General features: G+C 67.1%; 10 protein-coding genes. 7 read left to right on the forward strand and 3 right to left on the reverse strand.

Annotation, left to right across the window (positions count from 1 at the left end):
• Positions 1-58: 58 nt before the first annotated feature.
• The 3 genes from ASF34_RS17345 to ASF34_RS17355 all read left to right on the forward strand — a co-directional run bounded on the left by ASF34_RS17345 (position 59) and on the right by ASF34_RS17355 (position 3,853).
• A complete protein-coding gene (locus ASF34_RS17345; protein WP_056162851.1) occupies positions 59-1,846 on the forward strand; it encodes an acyl-CoA dehydrogenase C-terminal domain-containing protein in 1,788 nt (595 codons plus the stop codon).
• Positions 1,847-2,052: 206 nt separating this feature from the next.
• Positions 2,053-3,261 carry an acetyl-CoA C-acetyltransferase gene (locus ASF34_RS17350; protein WP_056162854.1) on the forward strand — a complete coding sequence of 403 codons (1,209 nt, stop codon included), beginning with the start codon at positions 2,053-2,055 and terminating at the stop codon, positions 3,259-3,261.
• Between the two features lie 103 nt (positions 3,262-3,364).
• Positions 3,365-3,853: a hypothetical protein gene (locus ASF34_RS17355; protein ID WP_056162857.1), complete on the forward strand. Its 489-nt coding sequence runs from the start codon at positions 3,365-3,367 to the stop codon at positions 3,851-3,853.
• Positions 3,854-3,978: 125 nt separating this feature from the next.
• Here the strand turns inward: ASF34_RS17355 and ASF34_RS17360 are convergent, their stop codons facing one another.
• Entirely contained in the window at positions 3,979-4,767 is a 789-nt protein-coding gene (locus tag ASF34_RS17360) for an EAL domain-containing protein (RefSeq protein WP_056162860.1), read from the reverse strand.
• 111 nt (positions 4,768-4,878) lie between these two features.
• On the opposite strand from ASF34_RS17360, the gene ASF34_RS17365 reads away from it, so the two are divergent.
• Together ASF34_RS17365 and ASF34_RS17370 are read left to right on the forward strand one after the other, a co-directional pair.
• Positions 4,879-7,083 carry a 3-hydroxyacyl-CoA dehydrogenase NAD-binding domain-containing protein gene (locus tag ASF34_RS17365; protein ID WP_056162865.1) on the forward strand — a complete coding sequence of 735 codons (2,205 nt, stop codon included), beginning with the start codon at positions 4,879-4,881 and terminating at the stop codon, positions 7,081-7,083.
• A 60-nt stretch (positions 7,084-7,143) separates the two neighbouring features.
• Positions 7,144-7,560 carry a DUF779 domain-containing protein gene (locus ASF34_RS17370; protein ID WP_018042183.1) on the forward strand — a complete coding sequence of 139 codons (417 nt, stop codon included), beginning with the start codon at positions 7,144-7,146 and terminating at the stop codon, positions 7,558-7,560.
• 125 nt (positions 7,561-7,685) lie between these two features.
• On the opposite strand, the gene ASF34_RS17375 is transcribed toward ASF34_RS17370, so the two are convergent.
• Both ASF34_RS17375 and ASF34_RS17380 read right to left on the reverse strand, forming a co-directional pair.
• Positions 7,686-8,060, reverse strand: a complete 375-nt coding sequence (locus ASF34_RS17375) for a VOC family protein (RefSeq protein ID WP_056162870.1) — start codon at positions 8,058-8,060, stop codon at positions 7,686-7,688.
• 185 nt (positions 8,061-8,245) lie between these two features.
• On the reverse strand, positions 8,246-10,777 hold the full coding sequence (locus ASF34_RS17380; protein ID WP_056162872.1) for a glycogen/starch/alpha-glucan phosphorylase: 2,532 nt from the start codon (positions 10,775-10,777) through the stop codon (positions 8,246-8,248).
• A 315-nt stretch (positions 10,778-11,092) separates the two neighbouring features.
• On the opposite strand from ASF34_RS17380, the gene ASF34_RS17385 reads away from it, so the two are divergent.
• Together ASF34_RS17385 and glgA are read left to right on the forward strand one after the other, a co-directional pair.
• The gene (locus tag ASF34_RS17385; protein WP_056162875.1) at positions 11,093-12,718 is read left to right on the forward strand and encodes an alpha-amylase family glycosyl hydrolase; all 1,626 of its coding nucleotides are present in this window, start codon (positions 11,093-11,095) and stop codon (positions 12,716-12,718) included.
• Between the two features lie 146 nt (positions 12,719-12,864).
• Entirely contained in the window at positions 12,865-14,397 is a 1,533-nt protein-coding gene (gene glgA, locus ASF34_RS17390; RefSeq protein ID WP_056162877.1) for a glycogen synthase GlgA, read from the forward strand.
• Positions 14,398-14,567: the final 170 nt, after the last annotated feature.

Raw genomic sequence — 14,567 nt, forward strand, 5'->3', positions numbered from 1 at the left:
GCGCCGTGGCCTCCGGGCCGAATCGAGCACGCGGTCGAACGGGTGGAGGACAGACGACATGCCGACGTACCGGGCACCTGTGGAGAACGTTCGGTTTCTCCTCGACGACGTCTTCGCGTTCCACGGCCGCAACAACCTGCGCGGGTTCTCAGATGCGCCGCCCGACCTGATCCAGGCCGTGCTCACCGAGGGCGCCAAGCTCGCCGAAGAGGTGCTGACCCCCCTCAACGCCATCGGCGACAGGCAGGGCTGTACCCGGCACGCCGACGGCAGCGTCACCACGCCGGACGGGTTCAAGGCCGGCTACGCCGCTTATGCGGCGGCCGGCTGGATGGGCATTTCCGTGCCGGAGGAATATGGCGGCCAGGGCCTGCCGCACACGATCAACACCGCGATCTCCGAATTCGCGTCGTCGGCCAATCTGGCGCTGACGATGTATCCCGGCCTGACGCAGGGGGCGATGGCCGCCCTCCTCGTCCATGGCTCGGAGGAGCAGAAGGCGACCTACCTGCCGAAGATGGTCGAGGGTGCCTGGACCGGCACGATGAACCTCACCGAGCCCCATTGCGGCACGGATCTCGGACTCCTCAAGACCAAGGCGGTGCCGAACGGCGACGGCTCCTACAGCCTCACCGGCACCAAGATCTTCATCTCGGCCGGCGAGCACGACCTGTCGGAGAACATCGTCCATCTCGTCATCGCCCGGATCGAGGGTGCGCCGGCCGGCACCAAGGGCATCTCCCTGTTCGTGGTGCCGAAATTCCTCGTCAACGCGGATGGCTCGGTGGGAGAGCGGAACGGCGTCTCCTGCGGTTCCCTCGAGCACAAGATGGGCATCCACGGCAATTCCACCTGCGTCATGAACTATGACGGCGCGAAGGGCTGGCTCGTCGGCCAGGAGAACCGCGGTCTCAACGCGATGTTCGTGATGATGAACGAGGCGCGCCTCGCGGTGGGCGTCCAGGGTCTCGCCCAGTCGGAGGTCGCCTACCAGAACGCCGTGGCCTACGCGAAGGACCGGCTCCAGGGCCGCTCGCTGACGGGGGCGAAGGCACCCGACAAGGTCGCCGACCCGATCATCGTCCACCCGGACGTGCGCCGGACCCTCATGGGCATCCGCGCCTTCAACGAGGCCGCCCGCGCTCTCGTGCTGTGGACCGCGCTACAGGCCGATATCGGCCACCGCTCCGACGACGCGGCCGAGCGCCAGAAGGCCGAGGACCATATGGGCCTGATGACCCCGGTGGTGAAAGGCGTGCTCACGGACAAGGGGTTCGACAACGCGGTGGCGGCCCAGCAGCTCTTCGGCGGCCACGGCTACATCGAGGAATGGGGCATGTCGCAATTCGTGCGCGATGCCCGCATCGCCATGATCTACGAGGGCGCCAACGGCATCCAGGCCATGGACCTCATCGGCCGCAAGCTGCCCAAGGATGGCGGCCGGGCGATGATGGGCTTCCTCGCCGAGGTCCAGACCTTCATCAAGGACCATGCCGAGGTAGAGGGCATGGCCCCGTTCACCGCACCGCTCCAGGCCGGCCTGAACGACCTTCAGGGCGCCACGATGTGGTTCATGCAGAACGCCTTCTCCAAGCCCGACAATGCCGGGGCCGGCGCCACCGACTACATGCACCTCCTCGGCCTCGTCGCCATGGGCTACATGTGGGCCCGGATCGCCAAGGCGGCGCTGGCCCGCATCGCGCAAGGCCCGTCGCCGGAGATGGACGACAAGCTCGTCACCGGCCGGTTCTACATGGAGCGGACGCTGCCCGAGACCGCTCTCCGGCTGGTGCGGATCAAGGCCGGAGCCGAGACGACCATGGCGCTCGGCGCCGAGGCGTTTTAGAGCGGACGACAGACTTTCGGTTCACCACGTCATTCCGGGGCGCTCGCAGAGCGAGCCCGGAATCCAGAACCGCCGACGCGATAAATCTTGGATGTGTTCGCGGATCTGGATTCCGGGCTCCGCTTCGCGGCCCCGGAATGACGGCGAGACCGAGAGCAGACTTTGAAAGCCGTCGCTCCGCAGGAGCGGACAACAGGGAAACGCATATGCCCGAGGCCTTCATCTACGATCACGTCCGCACCCCGCGGGGCCGCGGCAAGCCGGATGGCGCGCTGCACGAGGTGACGGCCCTGCGCCTCGCCGAGACGGCCCTGCGCGCCCTCAAGGAACGCAACGGGCTCGACACGCGGCAGGTGGACGACGTCATTCTCGGCTGCGTCGATCCCGTCGGCGAGGCCGGCGGCGACATCGCCCGTGCGGCGGCCCTGGTGGCCGATTACGGCGACCACGTGCCCGGCGTGCAGATCAACCGGTTCTGCGCCTCCGGACTCGACGCTGTGAATTTCGCCGCGGCCCAAGTCATGGCCGGCCAGCACGACCTCACCATCGGCGGCGGCGTCGAATCCATGAGCCGCGTCGGTCTGGGCGCCTCGGGCGGGGCCTGGCCGGTGGACCCGGCCATCGCGATCAAGTCGTGGTTCATGCCGCAGGGCGTCTCGGCCGACCTCATCGCCACGAAATACGGCTTCTCCCGCGACGATTGCGACGCCTATGCGGTGGAGTCGCAGAAGCGCTCGGCGAAATCCTGGGCCGACGGGCTGTTCGGCAAGTCCGTCGTGCCGGTGCGCGACGTCAACGGCATCACCTTGCTCGACACCGACGAGCACATGCGTCCCTCCACCGACATGCAGTCGCTGGCCAGGCTGAAGGCCTCCTTCGTCCAGATGGGCCAGATGGGCGGGTTCGACGCCGTGGCGATCGACGCGCATCCCGACGTGGAGACGGTGAACCACGTCCATCACGCCGGCAATTCGTCCGGCATCGTCGACGGCGCCGCCGCCGTGCTGGTGGGCTCGAAAGAGGCGGGCGAGAAGGCCGGCCTCAAGCCGCGCGCCCGCATCCGCGCCTTCGCCAATATCGGCTCGGACCCGGCGCTGATGCTCACCGGCCCGGTGGACGTGACGAAGAAGGTGCTGGCGCGTGCCGGCATGACCGTCGCCGATATCGACCTGTTCGAGGTCAACGAGGCCTTCGCCGCCGTGGTCCTGCGCTTCTGCCAGGCCTTCGGGCTCAACCCGTCCGAGGTGAACGTCAATGGCGGCGCCATCGCCATGGGCCATCCGCTGGGCGCCACCGGCGCGATGATCCTCGGCACGGTGCTCGACGAGCTGGAGCGCACCGGCAAGGAGCGCGCCCTCGTCACCCTCTGCATCGGCGCCGGCATGGGCACCGCCACGATCATCGAGCGGGTGTGATGGGGCGCTATCCCTCCCAAACCCTTCGGAACGCTGCTAAACGGCGCACTCCCGCCGCCGATGCCGGCGGCGCAATCATAAACACACCGGGAGACACGCCACGATGACACGCCTTCTCGCGACCCTGATGCTGACGACCGCGCTCTGCGCGCCGTTCGCCGCCCACGCGGACGACGCCGCCGACCGCGTCGCGGTCGCCAAGGATCTGGTTCAGAAGACCCTGATCAAGAACCTCGAAACCGGCTTCACCGGCGCCCTGGAAAAGACCGTGCAGCCGATGCCCGAGGACAAGGCAGAGGCCATCCGCAAGGAGGTCCGCGCCGAGTTCGACAAGCAGCGCGAGGTGATGGTCGAGGGATTGTCGAAGGCCTATGCCGAGAAGTTCAATCTCGACGAGCTCAAGCACCTCAGCGGCATCTACGACGACAAGATCTACCAGAAATTCCAGGCGATCAATTCGGACCCGGCCTCGACGGTCACGGTGATCTCGCAGGGAGCGGTCACCAAGATCCTGAACATGCTGGCCATCGCCTCGGCCGGCGACCGGCCGGCGGGCGCACCGCCGCTGCCCGGAACGGCACCGGCCAAGTAAAACCCGATTGAGGTCGATCCAGCGGAGGATCGACGGCAGGGCCGCACCGCCTGGGGCGGCCCTGCATGAGACCGACGACGCGAACATGCAGGCGCAGCGACGCGACGGGCGTTCCGGGAAGAGCGCTATGACGCCAGGGCGGCGAGGCGCGGCTCCCGTGCCTCGAATCCGGCGACACTCGGGAGGGCTTCGAGTTGGGGGCGGGCGAAATGATAGCCTTGGAACAGCGTCGCCCCGAGTCCGCGCAGGGTCTCGAGTTCGCCCCGCGTCTCGACACCTTCCGCGATGACCGAGACGCCGAGCTGCCGCGCCATGGAGATGATCCCCGCCGTGATGATCTGACGGCCCTTGTCCGTGTCGATGCCGCGCAGGAGCTCCATGTCGATCTTGATCAGGTCGGGACGGAAGTTCGCCAGGAGGTTGAGGCCGGCGAAGCCCGCGCCGAAATCGTCCAGCGCGGTGAGAAAGCCCTGCTTGCGATACTCGGCGACGATGCGCTTCACATGGTTGATGTCGCGGAACTTCTCGTTCTCGGTGAACTCGAACATGATCCGGTCATGGGCGAATCCGGCCCGGCGCGCCGCCTCCAGCGAGGAGCGGATGCAGGCCGCCGGCTCGTAGACCGCGTTCGGCATGAAGTTGATGGACAGCTTGGTCTCGTCGTCGACGGGGAACAGCCGGCCGGCCAGCTCGATGGCACGTACCCGCGCGGCCTGATCGAAGCGATAGACCGTCGTCTCGGTGACGCGATCGAGGATGGAGGCGGCGGACTGGCCTTCGGGGCCGCGCACCAGCGCCTCGTATCCCCACACGCGCTGAGCGTCGAGATCGAGGATGGGTTGGAACGCCATGGTAAACGTAAAGTCGAGATCGGCGCCGTCGCGGCATCCCTGGCAGACGTTTCGCGCCAACATTCGATAACTTTCCCTGTTCCACCTTTTCGATCCTGGAATTCTTTATCCAGCCCAAATTTTTAAAACGTCTTAATAGCCTCACGCCTCAAGCCGACCCCACAAGGATCAGACATGAATCTCACGAACTTCAGCTTCGAGGTCGATTCCGACGGTATCGCGCTCGCGACCTGGGACATGCCCGGCCGCTCGATGAACGTCTTCACCGAAGGGGTGATGAGCGACCTGCATCAGGTCATCGACGCCGTGGTGGCCGATCCGGCCGTGAAGGGCTGCGTCATCACCTCGGGCAAGGACAACTTTTCCGGCGGCGCCGACCTCACCATGCTCCAGGGCCTCGGCCAAGCCTACGAGACGCTGAAAGCCGAGAAGGGCGAAGAAGAGGCCATGCGCCACTTCTTCGAGGAATCGCGCAAGCTCACCCTGGTCTTCCGCAAGTTGGAGACCTGCGGCAAGCCCTTCGCGGCGGCGGTGAACGGCATCTGCCTCGGCGGCGCCTTCGAACTTTCGCTTTCCTGTCACCACCGGGTGCTGTCCGACGATCCGAAGACCCGCGTCGGCCTGCCCGAGATCAAGGTCGGGCTGTTCCCCGGCGCGGGCGGGACCCAGCGCGTCCCCCGCCTGATGCAGACCGGTGACGCCCTGCAGATGTTGTTCAAGGGCGAGCAGATCCGTCCGCTCATGGCCAAGAACATGGGCCTCGTCCACGAGGTGGCGGGCAAGGACGAGATCGTCGAGAAGGCCAAGGCCTGGATCAAGGCCGGCGGCTCGCCCGTGGCTCCCTGGGACCAGCCGAAGTTCAAGGCCCCCTCGGGTAAGGTCTATTCGCCTGCCGGCATGATGATCTGGCCGCCGGCCAACGCGATCTACCGCCGCGAGACACACGACAATTATCCGGCGGCCAAGGCCATCCTCGCCTCGGTCTACGAGGGCCTGCAGCTGCCGATGGATCTCGCGCTGCGGGTCGAGAGCAGGTACTTCGCCAAGATCCTGCGCTCCAAGGAGGCGGCGGCGATGATCCGCACGCTGTTCATCTCCATGGGCGAGCTGAACAAGGGCGCGCGCCGGCCCAAGGAGATCGCCAAGACCAGCGTGAAGCGGGTGGGCGTCGTCGGCGCCGGCTTCATGGGGGCCGGGGTCGCCTACGTCACCGCCAATGCGGGGATGGAGGTGATCCTCCTCGACCAGTCCACGGAAGCCGCCGAGAAGGGCAAGGCCTACGCCCACAAGCTCGTCACCGACCAGATCAACAAGGGCCGGGCCAAGACCGCCGACCGCGAGGCGCTTCTCGCGCGCATCACCACCAGCGCCGATTACGCCGACCTGTCATCCTGTGATCTCGTGATCGAGGCGGTGTTCGAAGATCCCAAGGTGAAGGCCGAGGTCATCGCCAAGGTGGAGGCGGTAATCGGCGAGAACGTGATCTTCGCCTCCAACACCTCGACCCTGCCGATCTCGGGCCTCGCCAAGGCGTCCCGGCGCGCGGGCAATTTCGTGGGCATCCACTTCTTCTCGCCGGTGGAGAAGATGATGCTCGTGGAGATCATCAAGGGCGAGGAGACCGGGGACGCGGCGCTCGCCACCGCGCTCGACTACGTCCGTGCGATCAAGAAGACGCCCATCGTCGTCAACGACAGCCGGGGATTCTTCGCCAATCGCTGCGTCGGCGCCTATCTCTACGAGGGTCACAAGATGCTCATCGAGGGCATCCCCGCCGCCATGATCGAGAATGCCGGCCGCCAGGCCGGGATGCCGGTGGGGCCCCTCTCCCTCACCGACGAGGTGGCCGTCGACCTCGCCCTGAAGATCGTCAAGGCCACCGAAGCGCAGCTCGGCGCCGAGGCGATCGACCCCGCCCAGAAGGCTCTGCTCACCACCCTGGTGGAGGGCGAGGGCCGGCTCGGGCGCAAGAACCGGAAAGGCTTCTACGACTATCCGGACGGCGCCTCGAAGAAGCTCTGGCCCGGATTGTCGGATCTCCAGGCGACCCGAATCGACCCCGACGACGTCGATTTCACCGAGCTGAAACAGCGGCTCCTGGTGGTTCAGGCCCTGGAGGCCGCCCGCACCGTGGGAGAAGGCGTCATCACCGACCCGCGCGAGGCCGATGTGGGCTCCATCCTCGGCTTCGGCTTCGCCCCTTTCACCGGCGGCGCCCTGTCCTACATCGACTTCATGGGTGCGAAAGCGTTCGTGGCCCTGGCCCAGGGACTGGAAGCCAGGCACGGGTCGCGCTTCGCGGTGCCGGAGAACCTCCTGCGCATGGCGGAGGCCGGCGGCACTTTCTACGGCGAGGCCGCGGCCAAGAAGGCGGCATGAACGAACATCCCGGCTCGGGACATCCCCCGGCCGGGTTCACATGACGGGAGGGAGCGTTCCATGAGCACGACCGAAGCGACCACGGCCGATCAGGTCGGCGCCGACGGAACGCCCCTGCGGGTCACGGCGACACCGGCCGCCATCGCGTTGATCGAGGAATTGCGCGCCGAGCACGGGCCGGTGATGTTCCACCAATCGGGCGGGTGCTGCGACGGGTCCTCGCCCATGTGCTACCCGGTGGGCGATTTCCTCACCGGGGACAGCGACGTCCATCTCGGCCAGGTCGCCGGCGCCGATTTCTGGATCAGCCGCCCGCAATTCCAGGTCTGGAAGCACACCCACCTGATCCTCGACGTGGTACCCGGCCGAGGCGGCATGTTCTCCCTGGAGAACGGCCGCGACCGGCGCTTCCTCATCCGCTCGCGGATTTTCACCGAGGCGGAGAACACGGCGCTCGAAGGGGCGTGCCGGATCTGATCCGCACGCAGCGCCCACGATTGGTCCTGACCGGAGATGTGCGATAGCTGTCTCGCACGGTCGAAATCGCCATGCGCCGACGCCCGGCATGCGCCCACGCACCACCCACGGGGCCGCGACTGTCTTCACCTCGCCGGCACGGTCCGTGCGGTGAGCTTGTTGCCATCGGGATCACGAAGGTAGGCGACGAAGGCGCCGTTCGGACGCTCAGAGGGCGGGCTCTCGATTGCGCTGCCCCCGTGCTCGGTGCCGGCCCGATGCCAGGCGAGAACATGGTCGTGGCTCTCCGCGGCGATACCGATCGTTCCGCCGTTGGCGGCGGTTGCCGGCTCACCGTCGATGGGCGTCGTAATCATCAGCCGCCCGCCTTCATGGCAATAGATCAGCCTGCCTCTGGCATCCATCTCGCCAGACTCGCCTCCCAGAGCGGCGAATGTCGCGTCGTAGAAGGCCCGAGCGCGGTCCAGATCGTTGCTGCCGATCATGACGTGCGTGAACATCGCGTCTCTCCGGTAAGGGACGGCACGAGATAACGGGGGCCGAGCCTGGAGCCGAGTCCAGTCCGTCTGCGAACGCGCAACCGGCGTTCGCCGAACCACCGCTCCCCATCCCTGATGCGCCGGCAGGGGGTGCCGGATCGTCGGTTCTCGACCGCCTTGCGGAAGAAAAAGAAGGGCCTCTCGCCTCACCCCACCTTCACCCGCCAGATGTCGTCGGCATATTCGCGCATGGAGCGGTCGGAGGAGAACCAGGCCATCCGGGCGGTGTTGAGGATGGCCTTCTTCCACCAGCTCGCCTTGTCGATCCAGGCGGCGTCGATCTCGCGCTGGACGCGCCAGTAATCGTCGAAATCGACCGTGAGCAGGTAGCGGTCGTTGTGGCGCAGGTCGTCCACGATCGGCTGGAAGCGGCCGCGCTCCTCCGGCGAGAAACCGCCCGCCTCGATGAAGTCGAGGGCGGCGGAAAGGCGCGGCGAGGCCGCGATGGCCCGGGCGGCGTAATCCGGCTCGGCCGCGCGCTTCTGAACCCCGGCCGCATCGAGGCCGAAGATGAAGATGTTGTCCGCCCCCACATGGTCGCGGATCTCGATATTGGCGCCGTCGAGCGTGCCCACGGTGAGGGCGCCGTTCAGCGCCAGCTTCATGTTGCCGGTGCCCGACGCCTCCATGCCGGCGGTGGAGATCTGCTCCGACAGGTCGGAGCCGGGGATGATCGCCTCGGCGAGGCTGACGCGGTAATTCGGCAGGAACACCACCTTGAGGCGCCCGGCGATATCCGGGTCGCTGTTCACGAGCTTGGCCACATCGCAGGCGAGCTTGATGATGAGCTTGGCCTGGACGTAGCTCGGCGCCGCCTTTCCGCCGAAGATCTTGACGCGCGGCGTCCAGTCCTTGTGCGGCTCGGCCTTGATCGCCTGATACAAAGCCACGGTCTCGATCACGTTGAGGAGTTGGCGCTTGTATTCGTGAATGCGCTTGATCTGGGTGTCGAACAGAGCCGAGGGATCGACGACGATGCCGGTATTCTCGGCCACCACCTTGGCCAGCGCCTCCTTGCGGGAGGTGCGCATGGCGGCGTAGCGGGCCTGGAAGGCGGAATCGGCGGCGTAATCGGCCAGCCCCAGCAGCGCCTCGGGATCGTCGAGGACGCGCTCGCCCACCACCTCCACGGCGAGCTTCGTCAGCTCCGGGTTGCAGTTGTGGAACCAGCGCCGGAAGGTGATCCCGTTGGTCTTGTTGACGATCTTGTCGGTGTCGAGGGCGTGGAGGTCCTTGAACACCGTGGAGCGCATCAGGTCGGTGTGGAGCGCCGAGACGCCGTTCACCCGGCGGGCGCCGAGGAAGGCGAGATGCCCCATCCGCACGCGCTTACCGTTGGCCTCGTCGATGAGCGAGACCGAGGCGAGTTGCGCCGCATCGGCCCTGCCGTGGCGTCCCTGCTCTTCGAGATGCATCCAGTTGATCAGGTAGATGATCTGCATGTGGCGCGGCAGCAGCCGCTCCATGAGCTCCACCGGCCAGGTCTCCAGCGCCTCGGGCAGGAGGGTGTGGTTGGTATAGCTCAGGGTATGGGTGGTGATGTGCCAGGCATCCTCCCAGGCGAGGCCGTGATCCTCGAGGAGGATGCGCATCAGCTCCGGCACGGCAATGGCCGGGTGGGTGTCGTTGAGCTGGATCGCGGCATGGTCGGGCAGCGAGCGGAGATCGCCGCGCTCGGCCACGTGCCGGGAGACGAGGTCCTGCAGCGAGGCCGAGGTGAAGAAGTATTCCTGGCGCAGTCGAAGTTCCTGGCCGCTCTCCGAGGAATCGCTCGGATAGAGCACCCGCGAGATCGCCTCGACCTTGGACCGGGCCGCCACCGCGCCCACATGGTCGCCGCCATTGAACTGCGCGAGTTCGAGGGGCGAGTTCGCCTCCGCCTTCCAGAGCCGCAGGGTGTTGACGTGCTTACCGCGCCAGCCGACCACGGGGACGTCATGGGCCACGGCCCGAACGGTCTCGGCCGGGTGCCAGTGGCGGCGGATCACGCCGTCCGAGATCGCCGACATGGTGACATGGCCGCCGAAGCCGATCGTGTAGGTCGCCTCGGGCCGCACGAATTCCCAGGGATTGCCCTCGGCGAGCCAGGTTTCCGGCGCCTCCTTCTGCCAGCCATCCTCCAGGGATTGCTTGAACAGGCCGTGATCGTAGCGGATGCCGTAGCCGATGGCGGGGATCGACAGGCTCGCCATGCTCTCCATGAAACAGGCGGCGAGACGCCCGAGGCCGCCATTGCCCAGCGCCGCATCCGGTTCGGCCGCCTCGACGTCGCCGAGATCGATGCCGAGATCGCGCAAGGCCCGGCGGGTCGTGTCGACGAGGCCGAGATTGTTCATGGCGTCGGACAAAAGCCGGCCGATGAGGAATTCGAGGGAGAGGTAATAGACCCGCTTGTTGGGAATGCTGGTGGACCTGCCGTCCATGCAGGCATCGACGATCCGGTCGCGCAGGGCCAGGGCGGTGGCGGCGAACCAGTCGCGCTCGCGGGCGGTCTCGGGGGTCTTGCCGATGGCATAGGCGAGCTTGGCGAGGATGGCTTCGCGCAGGTCCGCCACGGGGTCGCCGGAGGCGGGCTTGGCCGGAGCGGTCCAGCCCGGCCGGGCCGGGGCGTCTCCGGCGGCGGTACGCGTGCCGATGTCCTCGCTCCGAGCGGTGGCGGCCAGGATTTCGTTCAGCATGGTCTCATTCCCCCTCAGTGTCGCTGCCGCAGAGCGCTGTTCGGCACCCGCTTCTTCCGGCGGTGACCGTGCGGCGGCGCTATGGACAGGTCGGACTTCCGGGATCGACCGATCCCGCTGGCGGTGACCGGTCTCCGCGATTCGCCTGTCTCCCATCCAAACCGTGCGGGAATGAGACCATTTAGCGCTGAAGGTTTCATGAATGCGGCGGAAGCGCGCTGGTGCGGCAGCGGGAAGGAGGCCCGAGGCGGGGTCGCTTGGTGCTCCGCCACAGGCTAGGCTGTGACCGGCATCGGGGTGTGAATCGGGGGACGGATGACGTCAGGCGAGACGACTGTTCCGGATCTGGCGAAAGCCGTCTGGTGGAAGCGGGGGACCGTCTATCAGGTCTATCCGCGTTCGTTTCAGGACACCAATGGCGACGGTGTCGGCGACCTTCCCGGCATCACGCGCCGGCTCGACTATCTCGCCTGGCTCGGTGTCGACGCCGTCTGGATCTCGCCGATCTATCCCTCGCCCATGGCGGATTACGGCTACGACGTCGCCGATTATTGCGGCGTCGACCCGCTCTTCGGCAGCCTGGCCGACCTTGACGAGTTGATCGCGGAGGCCCATGCCCGCCGGCTCAGGGTCATCCTCGACTTCGTGCCGAACCACTCCTCCATCGCGCATCCGTGGTTCACCGAGAGCCGCGCCTCGCGCGAGAATCCGCGGCGGGACTGGTACATCTGGCGCGATCCGGCGCCGGATGGCGGGCCGCCCAACAACTGGCTGAGCAATTTCGGCGGCCCGGCCTGGACCTTCGACGAGGCCAGCGGCCAATATTACTACCACGCCTTCCTGAGCCAGCAGCCGGACCTGAACTGGCGCAACCCGGCCGTGCGGGAGGCGATGCACGACGTCCTGCGTTTCTGGCTCGACCGGGGGATCGACGGGTTCCGCGTCGACGTGATCTGGCACCTGATGAAGGACGAGGGCTTTCGCGACAATCCGGCGAACCCCGCCTTCCACCCCGAACAGCCGGAGATCAACCGGTTCGATCAGGTCTATTCCGCCGACCGCCCGGAAGTGTTCGACATCATCGCCGGCATGCGCCGCGTGCTCGACGGTTACGACGACCGGGTCCTGATCGGCGAGATCTACCTGCCGATCGAGCGGCTGGTGGCTTATTACGGCCCCGGTCTGACCGGCGTCGACCTGCCGTTCAACTTCCAGCTGATCCAGACCCCGTGGCAGGCCGATGCCGTGGCGGCCCTGGTGGACGAGTACGAGGAGGCGTTGCCCCCCGGCGGCTGGCCGAACTGGGTGCTGGGCAACCACGACCAGCCCCGTATCGCCGCACGGATCGGCGAGGCGCAGGCGCGGATCGCGGCGATCCTTCTCCTCACCCTGCGGGGCACGCCCACGGTCTATTACGGCGACGAGATCGGCCTCGCCCATGTGGAGATCCCGCCGGAGCGGATGCGCGACCCCTGGGGCTTCAACGAGCCGGGCCATGGCCGCGACCCGGAACGGACCCCGATGCAGTGGGACGACACCGAGCATGCCGGCTTCAGCGAGGCCGAACCCTGGTTGCCCTTGAGCGCCGACCGGGACAGGCGGCATGTCGAGGCCCTGCGCGACGATTCCACCTCGATCCTCACACTCTACCGGAGGCTCCTGCATCTCCGCCGCGCCTATCCGGCCCTGGCAGTGGGAAGCTACCGCCGGCTCGACACGGACGGGCTCGACCACGTCCTCGCCTATGAGAGGGTGGAGGCCGGCGAGACCGTGCGGATCGTGCTGAACTTCTTGGGCTGGCCGGTCCGGTTCCCCCTGGCAGGCGAATCAGGCTGGAGCGTTCTCCTCTCAACCCATCCCGGACGAGCCGATATCGGCGCCTCGGAGGTGCTCGACATGGCCGGAAACGAGGGCGTGATCCTGCTCCGGCACCCTGACTGAAGGCGGCGGAGCCGAGGGAGGCCGAAAAAACTATCGCGGCGCGACATTTTCCCCGCGCCGCAGCAAACTGAACGTAGTATTAACCGACCCAGTGGCTTGAGTTGTGCATCGCGAAGAGCACGATCTGCCCTAGAGGTCTCCATCATATGCCGGCGACGACCACCTCCAGTGCCGACCTCGCCTCGCCGATTTTCGCCTCCGGCGCGGCCGACGCCGAGGTAATTCGGGGCCTTTCGCTCCAGCCGCGCATCCTCTACGCGACCCCGGAGATGGCGGATTTCGTCAAGACCGGCGGTCTGGGCGAAGTCGCCGGCGCCCTGCCCCGGTCGCTGCGCCGCCATTACGACGTCCGCGTGCTCATTCCCGGCTACCGCCAGGTGGTGGACAGGTTCGATCACATCCCCGTCGTCGCCCATCTGCGCGGCCATGCCGGCATCCCGCCCTGCGATCTCGGGCTCATCGAGACGGGTGACGGCCTCAAGGTCTACATCATCCTCAGCGCGGACCTCTACCAGCGCGACGGCACGCCCTATGGCGACGCGCAGGGGGATTTCCGCGACAACGACCTGCGCTTCGCGCGCCTCAGCCTCGCGGCGGCGGAACTGACCGGCGGGGTCGACCCGTCCTGGTCGGCCGACCTGCTTCACCTCAACGACTGGCAGACGGCGCTCGCCCCCGCCTATCTCGAATGGACCGGGCAGCGCGTCCCCAGCGTCCTGACGATCCACAACCTCGCCTATCAGGGCCTGTTCCCGAGCGATTCCCTCGGTCGCCTCGGCATCCCGGACGGGGCCTTCCAGATGGATGGCTGCGAGTTCTACGGGCATCTCTCCTTCCTCAAGGCCGGCATCTATTACGCCTCGCACGTCACCACGGTGAGCGAGACCTATGCCCGCGAGATCATGATGCCGGAATCCGGCTGCGGCCTCGACGGATTGCTGCGCACCCGCGCCGCACAGGGGCGGCTGGCCGGCATCCTCAACGGGATCGACGAAAGCTGGGACCCGCGCACCGATCCTCATCTCGCCACGCGGTTCGAGGCGGACGACTGGAAGGGCAAGCGCGCCAATGCCGAGACGGTGCGCCGGAAGTTCGGCCTCGCCGTGTCGCGCGGCCCGCTCTTCGCCATCGTCTCGCGCCTCGTCCACCAGAAGGGCATCGACCTCAGCCTCAGCGCCGCTGAGACCATCGTGGCCGAGGGCGGTCAGATCGTCGTCATCGGCGAGGGCGAGCGCCGCTTCGAGACCGCGCTCAGCGATCTCGCCCGCCGCCATCCGGATGCCGTCGGGGTCCATGTGGGGTTCGAGGAGAAGGAAGCGCGGCGGATGTTCGCCGGAAGCGACTTCCTGCTGATGCCCTCGCGCTTCGAGCCCTGCGGCCTCGCGCAGATGTACGCCCAGCGTTTCGGCTCGCTGCCGATCGTGCGCCGCACCGGCGGCCTCGCCGACACGGTGGAGGACGGCGTGACCGGCTTCACCTTCGGCGAAGCCTCGCAGAAGGGGTTCCTCGGCGCCGTCCGCCGCGCCCTCGACACGTTCGGCGAGAAGAAGCGCCTCAACGCCATGCGCCGCCGCGCCATGTCTCGCTCCTTCACCTGGGACGGCGCGGCCATGGACTACTCGGCGCTCTACGCCCGCGCGCTGGGCAATGGCGGCGGACTTCGCGCCCGCACGGTCTGAGCGCCTGCCTCGGACAAATCTTTCGTCCGAGGAGCCGATTTGCTTTCTATTCCAGTGCTTTACCTCATCCTGAGGTGCCGCGTAGCGGCCTCGAAGGAGCCCTCCAGGGATCGCTTTGTTATCTGGAAGGCTCCTTCGAGGCCTCCGCTGCGCTCCGGCACCTCAGGATG

The sequence above is a fragment of the Methylobacterium sp. Leaf106 genome, from assembly GCF_001422895.1.
GTDB classification, from domain to species: domain Bacteria; phylum Pseudomonadota; class Alphaproteobacteria; order Rhizobiales; family Beijerinckiaceae; genus Methylobacterium; species Methylobacterium bullatum.

What these genes read in the sequence shown, in the direction of transcription:
- ASF34_RS17355 (WP_056162857.1), top strand. Translation starts at nt 3,365, where the DNA reads ATGACACGCCTTCTCGCGACCCTGATGCTGACGACCGCGCTCTGCGCG.
- ASF34_RS17375 (WP_056162870.1), bottom strand. Translation starts at nt 8,060, where the DNA reads ATGTTCACGCACGTCATGATCGGCAGCAACGATCTGGACCGCGCTCGG.
- ASF34_RS17360 (WP_056162860.1), bottom strand. Translation starts at nt 4,767, where the DNA reads ATGTTGGCGCGAAACGTCTGCCAGGGATGCCGCGACGGCGCCGATCTC.
- ASF34_RS17370 (WP_018042183.1), top strand. Translation starts at nt 7,144, where the DNA reads ATGAGCACGACCGAAGCGACCACGGCCGATCAGGTCGGCGCCGACGGA.
- ASF34_RS17365 (WP_056162865.1), top strand. Translation starts at nt 4,879, where the DNA reads ATGAATCTCACGAACTTCAGCTTCGAGGTCGATTCCGACGGTATCGCG.
- ASF34_RS17345 (WP_056162851.1), top strand. Translation starts at nt 59, where the DNA reads ATGCCGACGTACCGGGCACCTGTGGAGAACGTTCGGTTTCTCCTCGAC.
- ASF34_RS17385 (WP_056162875.1), top strand. Translation starts at nt 11,093, where the DNA reads ATGACGTCAGGCGAGACGACTGTTCCGGATCTGGCGAAAGCCGTCTGG.
- ASF34_RS17350 (WP_056162854.1), top strand. Translation starts at nt 2,053, where the DNA reads ATGCCCGAGGCCTTCATCTACGATCACGTCCGCACCCCGCGGGGCCGC.
- glgA (WP_056162877.1), top strand. Translation starts at nt 12,865, where the DNA reads ATGCCGGCGACGACCACCTCCAGTGCCGACCTCGCCTCGCCGATTTTC.
- ASF34_RS17380 (WP_056162872.1), bottom strand. Translation starts at nt 10,777, where the DNA reads ATGCTGAACGAAATCCTGGCCGCCACCGCTCGGAGCGAGGACATCGGC.